This window comes from Anaerostipes butyraticus (genome assembly GCF_016586355.1).
Lineage (GTDB): Bacteria > Bacillota > Clostridia > Lachnospirales > Lachnospiraceae > Anaerostipes > Anaerostipes butyraticus.
In genome coordinates this window covers 44,056-61,525 of record NZ_BLYI01000013.1, presented here as the reverse complement: position 1 = coordinate 61,525, position 17,470 = coordinate 44,056, and the positions used below count along the sequence as shown (strand labels likewise).

Here is a 17,470-nt window from a genome sequence, read left to right as displayed (position 1 = left end):
CATATCTCAAAAAGTTAAAAGCGCTTGGCTGGGAAGCTCCTGTCGTTGCCTCATAAGATTTCCAGTTAAGTTTAAAAAGACATTAAAATTTATCAGGGAGTAGTCTGCGCTTTTTTGGCTACCTGAAAGTTAATGTTTCACAGTAAATGAAAAATATCCCCGCCGGAATCTTCATTGACTCCGGCGGGGATACCGCTTCTTTATATCTGTTATTTTTTTGTTCCCATGTCACCATCCAGGAATGTGCTGTAACTTCTCGGTGAATAAGTACCTCCTGAAAAGCTGCAGTAGCGGTAAAGACAGTCTACATAATAATCTCTCTGATTTTTTTCTGTTTTATTGGATGGATCCGGATATTTATATCCAACCTCCATGGTATAGATATAATTTCCCTGTATCCTTGCAAGATAATAGATTGCCTGATCCTCATCTGTCTTTTCCACGCCGCCCATAATACAGACGCCTGTTTCTTTGTATAAAATGTCATTTTCCTTATTGAGACGATTTTTCAGATTTCTGCGGATCGAACTGATCGCAGACGCTGTTGACTGGGATCCTGACATTTTCTCTTTTGAGTATTCCAGCCATTCGTATTTATCATCACTTTCAAACCGATAACCTTTGCTGGTCTTAGATACAGTTTTATAAAAAGCTTTTGGATAGCCAAAAGAATATCCATCTGCTGAGAAGGTTTCGTATCCTTTTAAATACAGAACGTTGGTATAATCCACCGTATCCTGTGCCTCGATATCCGGCAGATCCTCGTCAGATGAAGCTTCTGTCGTTGTTGTAGCTGCTTTTTCTGTTGTTGTTCCTGCCGTAGTGGAATCACTGCTGCTCTCATCCTGATCTTTCGCTGCTGTAGTAGCAGATGCAGTATCTCCGCTTGCAGAATTATCCTGCCACAGACCAACCCCTAACATCAGCGCCATAACAACAATCAGCGCAGACAGACCGCTGATGATTCCTTTGGCTGAGCGATATCTTACCGGCTCTGTCACTGTTTCCTTCTGCTTTTTGTCTTTTGGCGGTTTTCCTGATCCGCCGCCGTCTGTTTCCATGATCGTCGGTCCATCCTGCATAATCGTTGGCTGATCATCGTCAGAAAGACTCATGCCGCAGTTGGCGCAGAATGCCGCTCCATCTTCATTTTTTGTTTTACAATTCGGACAAATCATGTTCCACTTCCTCTCTCACCGGACGCTTATGCCTCATCAATTGCTTTTCCAATATCATTTCTCTTATATTTATTGGCAAAATCAATCCATTCTGTCGCTTCATAAGCGTTTGCTCTTGCGGCTTTCAAATCGTCCCCTTTGGCTACTACTCCAAGGACACGTCCTCCGTTGGTTACAATCTTGTCTCCGTCAAATTTCGTTCCTGCATGGAATACATAATAACCTTCTTTTCCTTTAAAAGCATCGAGTCCTTTGATCTCGAATCCTTTCTCATACTTTTCCGGATATCCGTCAGATGCCAGTACAACGCATACTGCGGCATTGTCTTCAAATTCCAGTTCCACATCTGCCAGTCTGCCGTCAATGCAGGCTTCCATAACTTCAATCATATCATTTTTCATCCGAGGCAGTACAACCTGGGCTTCCGGATCTCCAAATCGAGCATTATATTCCAGAACCTTCGGTCCGTCTTCTGTCAGCATCAGTCCGGTGAACAAAATTCCTGTAAACGGTCTTCCCTCTGCTGCCATGGCGTCCATCGTCGGCTGGTAAATATGCTTTTCACAGAAATCTTCCACCTCTTTGGTATAGAACGGACTCGGTGAAAAAGTTCCCATTCCTCCGGTATTGAGTCCCTGATCTCCGTCTTTTGCGCGTTTGTGATCCTGAGCGGAAGTCATGCATTTGATCGTTTTGCCATCGCAGAATGCCAGAACAGATACCTCGCGTCCTGTCATAAATTCTTCAATTACGATCTCATCTCCTGCGTCGCCAAACTGTTTATCCAGCATCAGTGTCTTTACACCGGCTTTTGCTTCTTCCAGATCCTTACAGATCAAAACACCTTTTCCAAGCGCCAGGCCATCGGCCTTCAGCACGATCGGCATTTTCGCAGTCTCCAGATATTTTACAGCTTCTTCAGGATCTGTAAATGTCTCATACGCTGCAGTCGGAATATTATATTTTTTCATCAAATCTTTAGAAAAAGCTTTGGATCCTTCAATGATCGCTGCGTTTTTGCGTGGTCCGAAGACGCGAAGCCCTTCTGCCTCAAACACGTCAACAATCCCTCCCACCAGAGGATCATCCATTCCAATGATCGTCAGGTCAATCTCTTTTTCTTTTGCAAACGCTGCCAGTTTATCAAATTCCATGGCGCCAATGTCCACGCATTCCGCAAACTCCGCGATTCCCGCGTTTCCAGGAGCACAGTAAATCTTATCTGTCTTTGGACTCTTTGCGGCTGCCCAGGCAATTGCATGTTCTCTTCCACCGCTTCCTACGATTAAAATCTTCATTGCTTTTTTCCTTTCTCTTATTCTGACGGCCTTCCAAAGGCTGCAGCTTCCCGGTACCATGGATCTCCATAGGCCGGAGAATCTCCGTCCGCATGGAGCATCTTCCCGTTTCCAATATAAATCGAAACATGGGCGATATTCAGAAAGCGTCCGTTGTTCCCTTTCCGCTTCGTATAGAAAATCAGATCGCCCGGCTGCAGTGTTTTGTCCCGGCCTTCTTCCTTGCTGATCGTCTGCAGGACTCCTTTTTCCTGACACCACCTGGCAGCCTCCGCTGCCGTTGGCGCATACTCTTTCTGCCCGAAAAAAATTCCTGCTTTGGCGTAACATCTCCAGACATAGGAACTGCAGTCCACATATCCTTCCTGCATCCGTTTCGCCTGGCTGTATGCCGGATGTTCTTTATAAATCCGAACCGCCTCATCTACTGCTTCTGCCGCCTGAGGATTCGCCGGCTTCTCGACCGGCTCCGCCGCTGTATCTTTATCACTCTTCTGTACTGCTGTCTCTTTTGCATCCCCGGCATCCTTCTTTTGAGCCAAAGGTCCTGCTGCGATCGCAGCTGCAAAAAGTACCGCGGCAGGCAGAAGCCAGTATTTCTTTCTGCCTCTTCTCAGGATTTACGGACCACCTTTCCATCCGCAACCTGGATTCTGCCATTGGCGATATCATCAATCGCTTTCGGCATAATGATCCATTCTGCTTCTTCCATGATTCTTCTTTGCAGAATCTCCGGCGTATCCCCTTCCTGCACGTACACGGCTTTTTGATCAATGATCGGGCCGGTATCCGTTCCTTCATCTACAAAATGAACGGTAGCGCCGGAAACTTTTACACCGCGCTCCAAAGCCTTTTCATGAACTTTCAGTCCGTAATATCCGGTTCCGCAGAATGATGGAATCAAAGACGGATGAATATTAATGATCCTGTTTTCAAATGCTTTTATGATCTTTTCCGGAATCACAACCAGACATCCTGCCAGCACGATCAGATCAATCTCCCGCCCTGCCAGTTCCTGATACAAAGCTTCATTAAATGCATCCCTTGTTTCATAATCTTTCGGAGAAATCGCTTTCGCTTCGATTCCATGTTTTTTTGCCCGCTCCAGCGCATAAGCGTTTTTATTGTTGCTGATCACCACATCAATGACTGCATTCGTGATCGTTCCCGCTTCAATCCCATCTATGACTGCCTGCAGATTCGTGCCGCCTCCGGACACAAGAACCGCTAATTTTAACATACGGTAACTCCTTTTTCTCCATTCTCGATCTCACCAACAACATAGGCTGTCTCTCCTGCCTCTTTCAGGGCCTCCAGCGCCGCATCCACATCTTTATTGTCGACCGCTACCATCATTCCGATTCCCATATTGTAAGTGTTGTACATCATTTTTTCATCAATCTCTCCGGTTTCTGCCAGAAGCTTAAAGATTGCAGGAACCTCATAAGAATCTTTATGTACGACTGCTCTTACGCCTTCCGGAAGCATCCTAGGAACATTCTCATAAAATCCGCCGCCTGTAATGTGGCTGCATCCTTTGATCACAACGCCTGCATTCTTTACTGCTTTTAATGCTTTTACATAAATTTTAGTCGGAGTCAGAAGCGCTTCTCCAAGCGTGCTTCCAAGTTCATCATAATATGTATTTAAAGATTCTTCTGTCATCTCGAATACTTTTCTTACCAGGGAATATCCATTGCTGTGGATTCCTGAAGAAGCGATTCCGATCAGCACATCTCCTTTCCTGAGATCTTTTCCTGTGATCAGATCTTTCTCATCCACAACACCTACGGCAAACCCTGCCAGGTCATACTCATCCTCCGGATAGAATCCCGGCATCTCTGCTGTTTCGCCTCCGATCAGCGCCGCTTCAGACTGACGGCATCCGTCTGCCACACCGCTTACGATGGTTGCGATCTTTTCCGGAAAATTCTTGCCGCAGGCAATATAATCCAGGAAGAACAGCGGTTCTCCCCCTGCACACGCAATATCATTAACACACATCGCCACGCAGTCGATTCCGATGGTATCATGCTTATCCATTATAAATGCCAGTTTCAGTTTTGTTCCGACTCCGTCTGTACCGGATACCAGAGTCGGGTTTTCCATATCTTTAAACTTTTTCATGGAAAAAGCGCCGGAAAATCCACCGATATTCGTCAGGACTTCCTCTCTCATCGTTGACTGTACATGCTTTTTCATAAGCTCGACAGACTTATATCCTGCCTCAATATCCACTCCTGCTTTCTTATAATCCATTTGCTGTAATCCTCCTAAATGATCTAAAATATCTTTGGCTGTCCGGATTTCGTTCTGAAATCCTCTTATTCATAATTTTTATATCCTACCTGATCCAGTTTCTCTGCCTTTGCAACAACAGAGTTTTTCATCGTCTCGCTGTAATCTTTTAATTTAGCCAGAAGTTCCGGATCAGATGCCGCAAGGATCTTAGCCGCAAGAATTCCGGCATTCTGTCCTCCATTGATCGCTACGGTAGCAACCGGGATTCCGGATGGCATCTGAACGATAGAATATAAGGAATCAACGCCTCCAAGATCGGATGTTTTCATTGGGATTCCAATAACCGGCATTGGGAATAATGCCGCGCACATTCCCGGAAGATGAGCTGCTTTTCCTGCACCGGCAATGATAACCTTCACTCCGCGGTCTTCTGCACCTTTTGCCCACTCAAAAAATATGTCCGGCTCTCTGTGCGCAGAAATGATTGTCATCTCAAAATCGATTCCCATTTCCTCTAAAAATTCTGCCGCCTTTCTCATAACCGGCATATCAGAGTCGCTGCCCATAACAATTGCTACTTTTGCCATTTTTTCTTTCTCCTTTTTTCTTATTGCATCAATCTTTAGATTCTCTTTATCTTTTCATTTTACTAACTTGTCCGATGTCCGTCAATGGTTCATTGAGTGTTTCCGTACCAGGAAGAACAAATCTTCCATTCCGGATTACCGGAACTTCTTTTCCTCCGAGTTCAATTGCTGTAATCTCTCCCAGTTCTTCGTAAGGAATCGTAATGTCCGTATGGCACTGGAAATACTCTCCTTCAATGGAACATTCATTATGTTTCGCACTGATTTCCTTGCCGTCCGGATTATAAACCTTCGTATCTTCGCTGTGGCTGTAACAGGTATCTCCAACTGCAAAATGCGGCCCCATCTTTTCTACGATCAGAATCGGCAGCTGATATAAAATGTCATATTTCTTTGCCATAGCATAGGCCGTAGTATTGGTTCCAATGGCGAACTCTCCCATTGGCAGAGTCTCTCTGTTGTACAGAATACTCTCTTTGATCAGCGCCTGATTTGCTTCTTCTTCCTGGAAATTGCCGCAGGTATAAGATACGATTTTTCCATCTTTGAATTCAAGTTTCAGATCGATAAATTTCAGATCCCTTAAATACACTTCCCCAACATGCAGGATTCCATTGGTTCCCGCAAGTTTCGGTGACGTAAATACTTCTCCTACCGGGATATTTACATCAGCCAGACAGTTCTCGAAATTTGTCTGCTTTTCCGGATCTTCCATTTCATGCATTGACACATAAAGATCTGTCTGGTTTTCTCCCGTACCTTTGATGTGCACTTCCACCGCACGGTCAAGAGCATCAATCAGATGCTGCTGAATCTCACGGTATTTATTTTGATCCAGGGTATTGACTTTTACGACTTCTTCAAAGATCTCCTCAAACTGATCCCCGATTTCCGGAATCGGATAAGCAATGATCGTAAAGCTTCTCTCATCCGGTTTGATATACTCATTTACAATCTCCGATGATTTTTTCTGGAATTCTACCGATAATTCCTGCTGCCGGTCAGACAGACGCAGGTTTGCTTCTTTATTTTCCGGAAGGAATGGTTTCTCCCCAAAAGTCTCCATGCATGCCGGTCCCGCCAGAACCGCAGCCTCCTCCTTCCATTTTTCGTAAGAATTACGGTAACACTCTAATTTATGCTGCATAAACCGGTTGTCAAAATAAAGCGCCTGATCGTACCGGTGGTCATACTCGTACTGAGGATTCGGGCTCGTTGACACATATCCTACTTTTACCAGGCCTTTCGTCAGGCTTGAATGCCCGCTGCGATAAATGACCGGCGAAAGTCCGATTTCCTCAAACTGAAGCACCGCTTCCCGGATCACCGGCTCAAATCCGATCGTATAACGGATGTTTACCGTACGTTTCCGGCTCATATCGATATTGTTTACGATAAATCCTTCATGAAAGCCTTCCACATAGGTTCTGGCAATCGCCTGAAGTTTTTCCTTCGGAAGGCTGTTTAAATATTCCAGAGTTCTGATCTCATTTTCGGAAATATACTCTCCATACTGATAAAGGAAATCCGGATTTTGAAGATCAGATTCCATAACGATCTTAACAGCAAAATCTAAAGAAGGATCTAGCTGTTCCCGGATCCGGTATTCAAAAATATCACTGCTGTAATCTCTCATATGGTCAAAAATAATTTTTTTGATTCTCTCCGGGGACGCGTCGCCTTCCTGAAATACCTGATAAATTTCCAGGAATAGCTCATTCAGGATTACCAGATCAAACAGTCTTCCTTCGATGGCATCTATAAATCCGCTTCGCATCTCCGCATAAAGGAAACTGAAAATCCGGCCATACTCCTTTCCGAATTTTTCTACGCTAAACGCCGGATTCCCGTATCCGGTTTCATAGATTCCCGGACGAATCTGTCCATACCATTCCTGATTCCATTGCTTCAGCTGATCAAAAGATTTGACCGGAACATCGTAAATTCCATTGAGGTACTGCAGCATCTGCGCTGTTTCCTGAAAGAATCCGGAAAACTCATTTGTTTTTTCACAGTTTTTCCGTACCTGTTCCAGGCCGTCTCTGTTTAATTCATGTCTCTCCTGCAAAATTCCACTCATGATGAACTCCTTTGAATTTTTCCTTTTTCTATATTTTTGTCAAAAATCTTCTGTAAATATTCCCATATCCGGACAGAACCTTCTTTCACATGCTGATTCTGCTTTCTTACCTGTTCTTCTGTGATTCCATGTTCCTCCCATGCTTTTCCGTCAGTGGCGTCATTGAGAAGAATTGGCTGAAGCCGGTCCAGCGATGCCGCAAATCTGGCTTCCGGCGTCTTTCGTTCTTCAAATTCTCTCCAGATAGAATCAAATTCCTTTCCCTGGTCGTCCGGAAGCAGATGAAACAATCTTTCTGCCGCCTTATTTTCCCGTTCCGCTTTCGTCTTTGCTCCTTCTTCATCATAGAGATATGTATCTCCTGCGTCGATTTCCACCAGATCATGAATCAGAGCCATTTTGATCACTTTTAGTAAATCTACCGGCTCATTGGCATATTCTGCCAGAAGAACCGCCATGATCGCGAAATGCCATGCATGCTCAGCATCTGTCTCTTTCCGCTCTCCGCTGGAAATGTAAGTCTGGCGGGTAATCTCTTTTAACTGATCGATCTCTACGATAAAGTCCATCTGCTGTTCTAATCTTGTCATCTTTTCCTCCAACATTGTACACAGGCTGTCTATGCAATCAGCCCGAGAATAAAAATAATCAGGGAAAACAGCAGCACAATTCCATTTGTAACACATCCGACAATCTTCCAGACTGCCATGGCCGCTGTATCCTCAAAACTTCTGACTGCACAGTACATGCCTGCAGCGGCACATACAAGAATGGCCCAGCCTCCCAGTCCGTACCAGACACTTCCGTTTCCAGATGCCTGGAAAGAACCGAAAATCAGCACAATATATCCCAGAATCCCTAAGATCCCCAAAATACTGGAGACTGCAGATATTCGGGATACTACCCGGTCAGACGGACGATACGCAAAACTCTTTTTCCTGCTTTTCTTCATCTTCTGCCTTCTTCCTTCTTGCTATTATAATTCTTTTGTTTTCTTTTTTGTGAAAAATGATATCCTTTTAAAGATACCCAGTATGCCAGATATCCGATCAGACCTCCCACCGTATTCAGGAGAAGGTCATCTACATCAAAAACTCCGACTTTCATTACAAGCTGGCAGCTTTCGATCAGCAGACTGAACATAAAGGTAGAAAAAACAGCCGCAATGACTCCTTTTGCTTTCTTTGAAATAATCGGAATCATAAAACCAAACGGGCTGAACGCAAATATATTGCCAAAAAGATTTGTAATCACTGCCTCCGGAGACAAAAGATGCCGGTAATTCCAGAATCTTTGGATTTCTTTAAATAAAACCAAATTAACATGGGAGGTCTGATATCCAGTCTCCCTCCCATATCTCTCACTCAGCAGCACAAAATAGAACATGATAATAATATAAAGGTAAAAAAATACCCTCGCTCCCAAACGAACTGCTTTTTTCTTTTTCACTGTCACCAAAACCCATCCTTAATGTTTTACACCATACTTTTCATAGTATGCATCGATGGCCTCTTTTAATGTATCATCAATAATAACTTTTCCTTTATATGGCTTATTATATAAATGTTCCACTACTTCCGCCATTGTCACGATCGCAGTTGTCTCCAGACCATATTTTTCATGGATCTCATCCAGGGCACTCTTCTCTCCCTGTCCGCGCTCCATCCGGTCTACAGAAACAACCAGTCCCAGAACGTCCACATCTCCCTGTGCTTTTACGATCGGAAGTGTTTCCTGGATTGAAGTTCCGGCTGTTGTCACATCCTCGATGATCACAACTTTATCCCCGTCTTCAATCGGGCTTCCAAGAAGGATTCCCTTATCTCCGTGATCTTTTACTTCCTTCCGGTTCGCACAGTAACGAATATCTTTGTCATATTTTTCAGAAATGGCAATGGATGCCGCCACACTCAGCGGGATTCCTTTATATGCCGGTCCGAATAATACGTCAAAATCAAACCCGAATTTTGCTTCAATCGCCTTTGCGTAATATTCTCCCAGCCGGCGAAGCTGTGAACCTGTACGATAAAATCCTGTATTTACAAAAAACGGTGTATTTCTTCCGCTCTTGGTTACGAAATCTCCAAATTTTAAGACATTGCAGTCAATCATAAACTCAATAAAATCTTTCTTGTATTGTTCCATATCTATAAAACCTCCTGTTGTTATGGGCAGTTGAGCCCTTATCGTCTTTTTTATCTTCGTATACATCCTCAGATTTTCTTCTCAATTCTAACATAAATTACTTATATTTTCAATTAAGTTATGTAAAGGAAAAATGAAAAAAAGACTACTTTTTTCTTACTTTTATTACAAATTGAAAATCGGCCCTGAAATCCCGGAATTTCGCATCCATATAAGAGCCGCAAAAAAGATCATTATGATCAGAACAATACAGCAGATAATATACCCTGCCAGACGGATCCCATGAAGCATTTGATTTTCTTTTTCCATATTTCTAAAAAGAAAGCAGGAAATTCCCAAAAGAAACATACCGGTTATCCAGTATAATTCTTCTTTTTTTCCAATCCACAAAATCTGATCCGGACTTCCCGCTCCACAGTACATTTTTATCCATATGTATATAAAAATCAGAATGCCGGCCGCTTCCAGCACAAAAGCAGCCGCCGTCTGCCCTGTGACTTTTTTTAAAATTCCTTCCGCCTTTTACGCCAGCATCCTGATTTAGTCCGTTTCCCGCATTCTGTACAGTATTTCGCATTTTCTTCTAATTTTTTCCCACATTCTCTGCAGTACATTTCTTCCTCCGGCTCATGCTGATCTGCAATGTATTTCTCTCACAGATCTCTCTGAAATATCAGGCATATTATACCTAATATCTTAGGAATGTTCAAGTAATTAGGTATAAAATATAATTTTCTGTAAGCACACAAATCCTTTGGGGAACACTATACATCTGGAGGAAATCAATGGATAATTCAGCAACTGTCTCTTACGAACCGCTTTGGAACACCATGAAGCGCAAAAATGTTTCAACTTACAAACTAATCAATACCTATCATTTTAACAAAGGCACTCTGTATCATCTGAAGCGGGGTGATAATGTTAATATTTCTACTCTTGCGTCCTTATGCCAGATCCTGGAATGTTCCATTGAAGACGTTGTGGAAATCCTTTATTAAACTAAAAAGAAGCCGTTTGACACGGCTTCTTTTCTTATTCTCATTTCAGAAGTGTCCTTATCATCTCTTCTGCCGCCTTTTTCACCTCCAGGATCTGCTCTTTTGTTATGTGATCCATATGAAATCCTCCGCAGCACACTGTCACTGCGTTTTCTCTGGCTGCCACCTGTTCTGCCATCCAGCGGCATAAGATTTCATCTTTATGCCCTGTGACATTGATGACAGAAGCCGTACTGCTTCCTGTTCCATTCCCATCCAGTGAAGGCCGCGGCACTGCCAGGACGACACACCCGATATGAGGTTTTTCTCCTCCCTGAAGGGTCATGTGAATATCCTTTCCGATTCTGAAAATCTTCACGATGAGTTTTGTATAAGACAACTCTTTTTCTATGATCTGTTCTTCTATATGCCTTTCCATCTTCGGTATCCTTCCGTTTCAATTCCAAATGGTTCTAAAAGTCTCGCTGCCATATGACGCACCATATCATCTATCGTTTCCGGCCGTTGATAAAAAGTCATCATCGGCGGAATGATCCGGACTCCCGGCATCCTGGATAATTCCGCAAGATTTCTGAGATGAATCGGACTTAACGGCGTTTCCCTTGCCGCCAGCACCAGAGGGCGCTGCTCTTTGATCGTTACATCTGCTGCTCTGAGAATCAGATTATCCGCATAACCGCTGCATATGCCGGCCGCAGTCTTCATACTGCACGGCACGATCAGCATTCCATGGGTTCGATAAGATCCGCTTGCCGGTCCTGCCCCGATCTGATCCGGCGTAAATACTTCATCAGCAAGCTGTTCAATTTCTTCTTTTTTATAATCTGTTTCATGTTCCAGCGTTAGTACAGCACTTTGGCTCATGATCAGTGCAGATTCATATTCCTTTTCTAAACGGATCTGTTTTAAACACTCCGCCAGAATCGGCATTCCGCTGGCTCCTGTTGCTCCTATGATGATCTTCTTCATTGCTTTCTCCCTTTTGCCTTACCTTGCGTCTTTCGTCCATTTTTCCGGATCCACATCCATAAATCTCGCTCTCTTAAATCTTTCTTTCTGGTCAAATGGCACCGTACAGTCAAAAATCGTCTTGCAGGCAATTCCATGATCCCGGATTCCCGGAGAACAGTAAGGATCATTAGACGGATCCAGCGGATGGCATCTGACTCCCGGAATCGTAATAATATCCGCGTCTCCCTGGAATCGTGTATTCATTGCCCACAATACATCGTTCAGATCAAAGCAGTCCACATCTTCATCTACCAGAAAGACGTGTTTCAGCTCACTGAAAGCGGAAAATGCAAGAAGCGCCGCCTGTCTCTGACGTCCTTCATCGCTGGCTGTCAGTTTCTTAAACTGAAGGACTGCCATATATTTTCCTCCGCCCGGTGAAGCGCAGTACACATTCTGAAGTCTTCCCGGCATGGCTTTTTCCACCATTCCATATATACTTGCTTCTGTAGGAATTCCTGCCATGGATACATGTTCCTCACTCGGTCCGATGCAGGTCTGCATGATCGGATTCTTTCTGTGGGTCACTGCCTTTACCTTGATCAGCCAGCACTGGCTGCTTGCCGGTCCTGTATATCCCGGAAATTCCGGCATGGCATATCCTGTATGGCTGTTCTGGTCTTCCTGGACTCTGACATTGGGAATAACCTCCCCTTCGATCACATATTCCGCATTGGCTATGGCTCTTTCTTTCACCGTAATACAGTCACACAATTCCACTGGTTCTCCCCTGAGAGCTCCTGCCACCGCCAGCTCATCATATCCAAGAGGTGTGGTCGGCGGTTCAAAGCAGGATCCGATTTCTATTGCCGGATCCACGCCGATGCTGATGGAAATCGGCAGTTTCTGCCCCAGTTCTTCTGCTCTTTCCGCCATAGCTCCGATATGTCTTGCTCCCGGCGTAAAGAAAATAGACAGTTCATCTTTTCCCTGAATGCACAGTCTGTGTATGGTGACATCGCTCAGTCCCGTATCCGGATGGGTGGCGTAGCACATTCCCAGAGTAATATACGGTCCTGCGTCATCCGGCGTATTAGCAGGCGCCGGAACCAGGCGGTACAGATCAAAATCCGGATCCTCCGCTTTGTGGACAATTTCCTGGCATGGCGCAGGCTTTTTGCTCAGTATCGGAGCCACCGGGTGATCCACACTTTCATACAGCATCTTACCAAGATTCTCCGGTTTTGTTCCCAGCAGAGCTGCCACTCGTTTTCTGCTTGCCAGAACGCCGATGGCTACCCTTGCTCCCGGATGTCCTTTTACATTATTAAAAATCATGGCCGGCCCTTCCTTTGTCGGTCTCTGAACTGTTCCCCCGGCGCCAACATGCCGGTATACGCCGGACAGTTCAGCCTTCGGTTCCACTTCAACATCTGTCTCGATCAGCTGTCCCGGCATGGATTTCAGCAGTGCCAGGGCGCTTCTTAAATCATTTACTTTCTTTTCCATCTTCTCTCCTCCTGCAGTTTTTCCCTGATTCCTATTTTATCGTTTCTTTCTGTTTCGAATCAATTCGATTTATGCTACAATTGATTCCAGAATGGAATCATTGATCCGGTTATTTTAGGAGGCGTCTATGACATTTGAGCAGTTACAATATTTTATTTCGATTGTTGAGCATGATACATTCTTCGATGCAGCAGAGGATCTTCATATTTCCCAGTCTGCTCTTTCCAAGCAGATCATGCGTCTGGAAAAAGATCTGGATCTTAAACTTTTTGACCGCAGCAGACGGAAAGCCTGCCTGACAGATGCCGGAACGGCTTTCTATCCGGAAGCGGTCTCTCTTTATCAGAATTATCAGCATATGCTGTCCTGCATGAAACCTTATAAATCCAGACCAGACGCTCTGCGCATCGGAACTCTGCCGATTCTGACCCAGTATGGACTGACGCATCTTTTCCGCCGGTTTGAAAATAAATATCCTGATATCCCGGTAATTTTAGAAGAAGTAGAGGAACCTGATCTCCTGCAGGGACTTTCTGACAAGCGGTATGATATGGTTGCTGCCCGGGGACATATGCTCTCCGGACAGCCATACGAAACCTTCCTGATCGCAGAAGATGAACTTTCTGTGGTTCTGCCTGCAGACCATCCTCTTGCTTTGAATCGCTGTCCTGTGACCCTTCAGGATCTGGCGGAAGAATCCCTGATTCTTATGAACCCTTATACCTCGATCTATCAGCTGTGCATGCAGCTTTTTAAAAAGGAAAACATTCGGCCCCATATTGTCCGCACCGCCCGAACGGAATCTATTTTAAGCGCTGTGTCGGTGAAAGAAGGTATCAGTCTGCTGCCGAAGAGCAATTTTAAAATCTTTCATTATGAAAATATAGCGCTGCTCCCTCTGCACCCGGCAGTCACCCTTCCTGTGGTTCTGGCAATGGAGAAAGGACAAAATTCTTCTAAAAACACAGCTTTGTTCTTATCCTTTATAAAAAGCGAACAATCAAAACAGGAGATAACGAATTTGTAAAGTTTTTTTATTCATAGCCTCCTCCTGTATGAGCTTTTTAACCCATGGGAGACTCTTTCCCGACTTGTCTCCTCCTCTTATTGATTTATTTCTCCTGGGAGGTTCTTTCTTTATGATTCTCCCCTCCCATGTAGTCTTTTTGATCCACAGGAGGTCTTTTTTCCAAATCGTCTCCTCCTGCGCAGACTTTCCAATTTTCCGGATGCTTCTTTCAAGAAAAGTAGTTCTATTCCTTACTTCCCTATGCAAGACAAAAAAGCAAAAAAGATCAGATGCATTTTCACACATCTGATCCTGATCACAATTTTTCTGTCTACTTTTTCTCTTCGCTCTTCTTATGTTCCTCATAGTAAAAACGAATGACATCTTTTCTTGTAATAATACCAATGAATTTTTCCTGATCATCAATGACCGGAACAAAGTTCTGATCGGCGATCACATCCACCAGATCATCCATATCTGTACTGATATTAATCGCTTTATTGTCCCTTTTTTTCGGAACATCCTTGATCTTTATTTTCTCTGCCTGAAAAATATCCCAGTGGCAGAGAGTTTCCATTGCCCTTAAAATATCACCTTCCGTAATGGTTCCGGCATATTTCCCTTCCTTTGTCAGAAGCGGAACCGCCGTATACCCATGATACTTCATCCTCTCCATAGCCTGTCGGAGCGTATCATCTGCCGGAAGGCACGCAACTTCTTTTTTGGGAGTCAGAAAAAATAAAATATTCATGCTTTCATCCCCCTTTTGGATTATTTCACACAGCCGATCAATTCCTGTATATCTTCAATCTGATGACGTTTCATATAGTCTTTGATGCCCTCAATGACGTCGATCGTTGCTGCCGGATTCATGAAGTTTGCGGTTCCGACAGAAACTGCCGTGGCTCCCGCCATGATGAATTCCAGGGCATCTTCTGCCGTAGAGATCCCTCCCATTCCGATGATCGGCACATCCACCGCGTTTGCCACCTGATAGACCATCCGCAGAGCGACCGGCTTGATCGCAGGTCCTGACATTCCTCCGGTCTTGTTTGCCAGAACGAAATCTCTTTTTTCAATATCGATTTTCATTCCGGTGAGGGTATTGATCAGAGACAATCCGTCTGTTCCAGCGTCCACTGCTGCCCTTGCCATCTCTGTAATGTCCGTTACGTTCGGACTTAATTTCATAATGATCGGCTGCTTTGCCTTTGCTTTCACTTCTTTTGTGATATGATGCAGCGCTTTTGGATCCTGTCCGAAGGCAATTCCGCCTTCTTTAACATTCGGGCAGGACACATTGATCTCCAGCAGATCCACCGGCTGATCAGACAAACGCTCAACAACTTCCACATAGTCCTTCTCTGATTTTCCGCATACATTAACGATCACTGCTGCCCCTGCTTTCTGAAGCATCGGCAGGTCCCGCTCAATCATCACATCAATCCCGGGATTCTGCAGTCCGATGGCATTGAGCATGCCGCCGTATACTTCCGCAATTCGAGGGGTCGGATTTCCCGGCCACGGCACATTGGCAACTCCCTTGGTCGTCACGGCTCCCAAAGCGGATAAATCCACGAATTCACTGAATTCTTCCCCGGATCCAAAGGTTCCGGAACCTGTTGTAACAGGGTTTTTCATTGTTACTCCTGCGATATTCACTGAAAGATTCATTACAGTTCCACCTCCCTGGCATCAAAAACAGGTCCATCTTTGCACACACGCTTGTTATGTACCTTTGAATGTTCATCCACTTCTTTTGACTGGCAGACACAGGCAAGACATGCGCCGATTCCGCAGGCCATCCGCTCTTCCAGGGAAATCTGCGCTTCGATTCCATTCTCCAGGGCGTACGCCTGGATTCCCTTCAGCATCGGCGTCGGCCCGCAGGCATAGATCACACTTCCTTCCACACCCTGCTCTTTTATAGCGTCAATAACATTTCCTTTTGTACCTGCAGAACCATCTTCCGTTGATACAAATACATCTCCGTACGGTTCAAATTCATCTTTCAAAAACATCTGGCTGTCCCGGTATCCGAGTACGATGCTCTTCGGGCAGTCCAGCTGTTTTGCCAGTTCCAGCATCGGAGGAATTCCAATTCCTCCGCCGATCAGAACTGCTTTTTCCGGTTTCATTGTGAATCCATTTCCAAGCGGTCCTAAAATCTTCACGGTATCTCCCGCTTTATATCCTGCCATTTGTTTTGTTCCTTCTCCGGCAATGCGGTATACGATGCGCAGACTTCCTCCCTCCGCGTCAATCCCGCAGATACTGATTGGCCTTGGAAGGATTTTGCTCTTATCGTTGACATACACAGAAATAAACTGTCCCGGCTTCGCACAGGCTGCTATCTCTTCTGCCTGGAGTCTCATATCATAGATTCCATCTGCCAGTTTTGTCTGACTTATGATCTTTGCTGTTAATTGTTTTTTCCCCATTGCATTCTCCTTTGTTTTATCGCACAAATGCCTGTTTTAAATCTTCTTTCATGTCAAGCACAGCCTGTCTGGACGCGTCTGCGTAATTTTCAGCGCCAAAACTGCTGTATTTCTCCTGCTGATAAGCACAGATGATTCCACGGGAAGAATTAACGATGGCTCCCAGTCCGTCTTCGTTGAAGAATGGAGCCAGATCCTTTGCCTGTCCTCCCTGAGCTCCGTATCCCGGAACGAGGATATAGGACTTCGGCATCACTTTTCTTAAAATCTCTCCCATCTTCGGATAGGTCGCTCCTACAACCGCTCCAACATAGCTGTAGTCGTCTCCCATGACTTCTTCACCCCAGGATGCGACTTTTTCTGCAACCAGTTCATACAGCGGTCTTCCGTTGATCTCCTGATCCTGGAATTCCCCGCTGGAAGGATTGGACGTCTTTACAAGAACAAAGATTCCTTTCTTTTCTTCTTTGCACACTTCCATAAAAGGACGGACTCCATCGCTGCCCAGATATGGATTGACCGTCACAAAATCCTCGCAGAATCCGCTGAATTTCTTGTCTCCGATCTGTACCTGGCCCAGATGTCCGACAGCATATGCCTTAGAAGTGGATCCGATATCGCCTCTCTTGATATCACCGATGATGACCAGACCCTTGCTTTTGGCATATTCACATGTTTTCTGGAATGCGGCAAGACCCGGAACTCCAAACTGTTCGTACATGGCAATCTGCGGTTTTACTGCCGGAATCAGATCATATGTACTGTCAATAATCCCTTTGTTGTATTGCCATATTGCTTCTGCCGCACCTTCCAGAGTCTCTCCATACTCGTCAAATGCTGCCTTCTGGATATGTTCCGGCACATAGGAAAGCATTGGATCCAGTCCTACGACAATCGGAGCATCCAGCTTTTTAATATTCTTTACTAACTGATTTATCATGGCAATTCTCCTTTTTGCTTTTTTCAATTGAATTTATCATCTTATCTTATCATAAAAAGAGAGTTCCGTCTATGGAACTCTCCTGAAAAAACA

Annotated in this window: 22 protein-coding genes; 2 read left to right on the top strand and 20 right to left on the bottom strand. The window is 44.7% G+C overall.

Annotated features, from left to right (window positions below; all coding sequences use genetic code 11):
* Positions 1 to 209 precede the first annotated feature (209 nt).
* The 13 genes from JMF81_RS03395 to JMF81_RS16880 form a co-directional block, all read right to left on the bottom strand.
* Complete coding sequence (locus tag JMF81_RS03395; RefSeq protein WP_201310065.1) at positions 210 to 1,178, bottom strand: zinc-ribbon domain-containing protein; 969 nt, start codon at positions 1,176 to 1,178, stop codon at positions 210 to 212.
* A gap of 26 nt (positions 1,179 to 1,204) precedes the next feature.
* The gene (gene purD / locus JMF81_RS03390) at positions 1,205 to 2,476 is read right to left on the bottom strand and encodes a phosphoribosylamine--glycine ligase (protein WP_201310064.1); all 1,272 of its coding nucleotides are present in this window, start codon (positions 2,474 to 2,476) and stop codon (positions 1,205 to 1,207) included.
* Positions 2,477 to 2,493: 17 nt separating this feature from the next.
* A complete protein-coding gene (locus tag JMF81_RS03385; protein WP_243282527.1) occupies positions 2,494 to 3,018 on the bottom strand; it encodes an NlpC/P60 family protein in 525 nt (174 codons plus the stop codon).
* A 71-nt stretch (positions 3,019 to 3,089) separates the two neighbouring features.
* A complete protein-coding gene (gene purN / locus JMF81_RS03380; RefSeq protein ID WP_201310063.1) occupies positions 3,090 to 3,716 on the bottom strand; it encodes a phosphoribosylglycinamide formyltransferase in 627 nt (208 codons plus the stop codon).
* Complete coding sequence (purM, locus tag JMF81_RS03375) at positions 3,710 to 4,735, bottom strand: phosphoribosylformylglycinamidine cyclo-ligase (RefSeq protein WP_201310062.1); 1,026 nt, start codon at positions 4,733 to 4,735, stop codon at positions 3,710 to 3,712. Before purM ends, purN begins: the two co-directional genes overlap by 7 nt.
* Before the next feature lie 65 nt (positions 4,736 to 4,800).
* Entirely contained in the window at positions 4,801 to 5,304 is a 504-nt protein-coding gene (gene purE / locus JMF81_RS03370) for a 5-(carboxyamino)imidazole ribonucleotide mutase (RefSeq protein ID WP_201310061.1), read from the bottom strand.
* Between the two features lie 46 nt (positions 5,305 to 5,350).
* Positions 5,351 to 7,384, bottom strand: coding sequence for an aminopeptidase (locus JMF81_RS03365; RefSeq protein ID WP_243282526.1), 2,034 nt, complete (start codon positions 7,382 to 7,384; stop codon positions 5,351 to 5,353).
* Positions 7,381 to 7,974: an HD domain-containing protein gene (locus JMF81_RS03360; protein ID WP_201310060.1), complete on the bottom strand. Its 594-nt coding sequence runs from the start codon at positions 7,972 to 7,974 to the stop codon at positions 7,381 to 7,383. The genes JMF81_RS03365 and JMF81_RS03360 overlap by 4 nt, the downstream gene beginning before the upstream one ends.
* 29 nt (positions 7,975 to 8,003) lie before the next feature.
* The gene (locus tag JMF81_RS03355; RefSeq protein ID WP_201310059.1) at positions 8,004 to 8,336 is read right to left on the bottom strand and encodes a hypothetical protein; all 333 of its coding nucleotides are present in this window, start codon (positions 8,334 to 8,336) and stop codon (positions 8,004 to 8,006) included.
* Positions 8,333 to 8,839: a VanZ family protein gene (locus tag JMF81_RS03350; RefSeq protein WP_243282525.1), complete on the bottom strand. Its 507-nt coding sequence runs from the start codon at positions 8,837 to 8,839 to the stop codon at positions 8,333 to 8,335. The genes JMF81_RS03355 and JMF81_RS03350 overlap by 4 nt, the downstream gene beginning before the upstream one ends.
* Positions 8,840 to 8,851: 12 nt before the next feature.
* Entirely contained in the window at positions 8,852 to 9,529 is a 678-nt protein-coding gene (gene pyrE / locus JMF81_RS03345; protein WP_201310058.1) for an orotate phosphoribosyltransferase, read from the bottom strand.
* A 165-nt stretch (positions 9,530 to 9,694) separates the two neighbouring features.
* Positions 9,695 to 10,000: a hypothetical protein gene (locus JMF81_RS03340; RefSeq protein WP_201310057.1), complete on the bottom strand. Its 306-nt coding sequence runs from the start codon at positions 9,998 to 10,000 to the stop codon at positions 9,695 to 9,697.
* 32 nt (positions 10,001 to 10,032) lie between these two features.
* Entirely contained in the window at positions 10,033 to 10,143 is a 111-nt protein-coding gene (locus JMF81_RS16880; protein WP_201310056.1) for a zinc-ribbon domain-containing protein, read from the bottom strand.
* A gap of 171 nt (positions 10,144 to 10,314) precedes the next feature.
* On the opposite strand from JMF81_RS16880, the gene JMF81_RS03330 reads away from it, so the two are divergent.
* Positions 10,315 to 10,527, top strand: coding sequence for a helix-turn-helix domain-containing protein (locus JMF81_RS03330; protein ID WP_201310055.1), 213 nt, complete (start codon positions 10,315 to 10,317; stop codon positions 10,525 to 10,527).
* A gap of 40 nt (positions 10,528 to 10,567) precedes the next feature.
* On the opposite strand, the gene lpdD is transcribed toward JMF81_RS03330, so the two are convergent.
* From lpdD to JMF81_RS03315, 3 genes are read right to left on the bottom strand one after another with little or no spacing between them, the layout of a single operon-like run.
* Positions 10,568 to 10,945, bottom strand: a complete 378-nt coding sequence (gene lpdD, locus JMF81_RS03325; RefSeq protein ID WP_201310054.1) for a prenylated flavin chaperone LpdD — start codon at positions 10,943 to 10,945, stop codon at positions 10,568 to 10,570.
* Positions 10,930 to 11,496 carry a UbiX family flavin prenyltransferase gene (locus tag JMF81_RS03320; protein WP_201310053.1) on the bottom strand — a complete coding sequence of 189 codons (567 nt, stop codon included), beginning with the start codon at positions 11,494 to 11,496 and terminating at the stop codon, positions 10,930 to 10,932. Before JMF81_RS03320 ends, lpdD begins: the two co-directional genes overlap by 16 nt.
* A gap of 18 nt (positions 11,497 to 11,514) precedes the next feature.
* Positions 11,515 to 12,987 carry a UbiD family decarboxylase gene (locus JMF81_RS03315; RefSeq protein WP_201310052.1) on the bottom strand — a complete coding sequence of 491 codons (1,473 nt, stop codon included), beginning with the start codon at positions 12,985 to 12,987 and terminating at the stop codon, positions 11,515 to 11,517.
* Between the two features lie 127 nt (positions 12,988 to 13,114).
* Here JMF81_RS03315 and JMF81_RS03310 point away from each other — a divergent pair, with 127 nt between their 5' ends.
* Positions 13,115 to 14,014, top strand: coding sequence for a LysR family transcriptional regulator (locus JMF81_RS03310; RefSeq protein WP_201310051.1), 900 nt, complete (start codon positions 13,115 to 13,117; stop codon positions 14,012 to 14,014).
* A 313-nt stretch (positions 14,015 to 14,327) separates the two neighbouring features.
* On the opposite strand, the gene JMF81_RS03305 is transcribed toward JMF81_RS03310, so the two are convergent.
* The 4 genes from JMF81_RS03305 to pyrF are packed head-to-tail and all read right to left on the bottom strand — an operon-like array spanning position 14,328 to position 17,377.
* Entirely contained in the window at positions 14,328 to 14,747 is a 420-nt protein-coding gene (locus JMF81_RS03305) for a CBS domain-containing protein (RefSeq protein WP_201310050.1), read from the bottom strand.
* Between the two features lie 20 nt (positions 14,748 to 14,767).
* A complete protein-coding gene (locus tag JMF81_RS03300; RefSeq protein WP_201310049.1) occupies positions 14,768 to 15,670 on the bottom strand; it encodes a dihydroorotate dehydrogenase in 903 nt (300 codons plus the stop codon).
* Positions 15,670 to 16,437, bottom strand: a complete 768-nt coding sequence (locus JMF81_RS03295; RefSeq protein WP_201310048.1) for a dihydroorotate dehydrogenase electron transfer subunit — start codon at positions 16,435 to 16,437, stop codon at positions 15,670 to 15,672. The genes JMF81_RS03300 and JMF81_RS03295 overlap by 1 nt, the downstream gene beginning before the upstream one ends.
* A gap of 16 nt (positions 16,438 to 16,453) precedes the next feature.
* A complete protein-coding gene (gene pyrF, locus JMF81_RS03290) occupies positions 16,454 to 17,377 on the bottom strand; it encodes an orotidine-5'-phosphate decarboxylase (protein ID WP_201310047.1) in 924 nt (307 codons plus the stop codon).
* Positions 17,378 to 17,470: the final 93 nt, after the last annotated feature.

Excerpts from the sequence above, each read along its gene's own strand:
- JMF81_RS03365 (WP_243282526.1), bottom strand. The coding sequence starts at position 7,384 with ATGAGTGGAATTTTGCAGGAGAGACATGAATTAAACAGAGACGGCCTG.
- JMF81_RS16880 (WP_201310056.1), bottom strand. The coding sequence starts at position 10,143 with ATGTACTGCAGAGAATGTGGGAAAAAATTAGAAGAAAATGCGAAATAC.
- purE (WP_201310061.1), bottom strand. The coding sequence starts at position 5,304 with ATGGCAAAAGTAGCAATTGTTATGGGCAGCGACTCTGATATGCCGGTT.
- JMF81_RS03315 (WP_201310052.1), bottom strand. The coding sequence starts at position 12,987 with ATGGAAAAGAAAGTAAATGATTTAAGAAGCGCCCTGGCACTGCTGAAA.
- JMF81_RS03300 (WP_201310049.1), bottom strand. The coding sequence starts at position 15,670 with ATGAATCTTTCAGTGAATATCGCAGGAGTAACAATGAAAAACCCTGTT.
- pyrE (WP_201310058.1), bottom strand. The coding sequence starts at position 9,529 with ATGGAACAATACAAGAAAGATTTTATTGAGTTTATGATTGACTGCAAT.
- purD (WP_201310064.1), bottom strand. The coding sequence starts at position 2,476 with ATGAAGATTTTAATCGTAGGAAGCGGTGGAAGAGAACATGCAATTGCC.
- JMF81_RS03330 (WP_201310055.1), top strand. The coding sequence starts at position 10,315 with ATGGATAATTCAGCAACTGTCTCTTACGAACCGCTTTGGAACACCATG.
- pyrF (WP_201310047.1), bottom strand. The coding sequence starts at position 17,377 with ATGATAAATCAGTTAGTAAAGAATATTAAAAAGCTGGATGCTCCGATT.
- JMF81_RS03295 (WP_201310048.1), bottom strand. The coding sequence starts at position 16,437 with ATGGGGAAAAAACAATTAACAGCAAAGATCATAAGTCAGACAAAACTG.
- JMF81_RS03355 (WP_201310059.1), bottom strand. The coding sequence starts at position 8,336 with ATGAAGAAAAGCAGGAAAAAGAGTTTTGCGTATCGTCCGTCTGACCGG.
- JMF81_RS03360 (WP_201310060.1), bottom strand. The coding sequence starts at position 7,974 with ATGACAAGATTAGAACAGCAGATGGACTTTATCGTAGAGATCGATCAG.
- JMF81_RS03395 (WP_201310065.1), bottom strand. The coding sequence starts at position 1,178 with ATGATTTGTCCGAATTGTAAAACAAAAAATGAAGATGGAGCGGCATTC.
- lpdD (WP_201310054.1), bottom strand. The coding sequence starts at position 10,945 with ATGGAAAGGCATATAGAAGAACAGATCATAGAAAAAGAGTTGTCTTAT.
- JMF81_RS03320 (WP_201310053.1), bottom strand. The coding sequence starts at position 11,496 with ATGAAGAAGATCATCATAGGAGCAACAGGAGCCAGCGGAATGCCGATT.
- purN (WP_201310063.1), bottom strand. The coding sequence starts at position 3,716 with ATGTTAAAATTAGCGGTTCTTGTGTCCGGAGGCGGCACGAATCTGCAG.
- JMF81_RS03305 (WP_201310050.1), bottom strand. The coding sequence starts at position 14,747 with ATGAATATTTTATTTTTTCTGACTCCCAAAAAAGAAGTTGCGTGCCTT.
- JMF81_RS03310 (WP_201310051.1), top strand. The coding sequence starts at position 13,115 with ATGACATTTGAGCAGTTACAATATTTTATTTCGATTGTTGAGCATGAT.
- purM (WP_201310062.1), bottom strand. The coding sequence starts at position 4,735 with ATGGATTATAAGAAAGCAGGAGTGGATATTGAGGCAGGATATAAGTCT.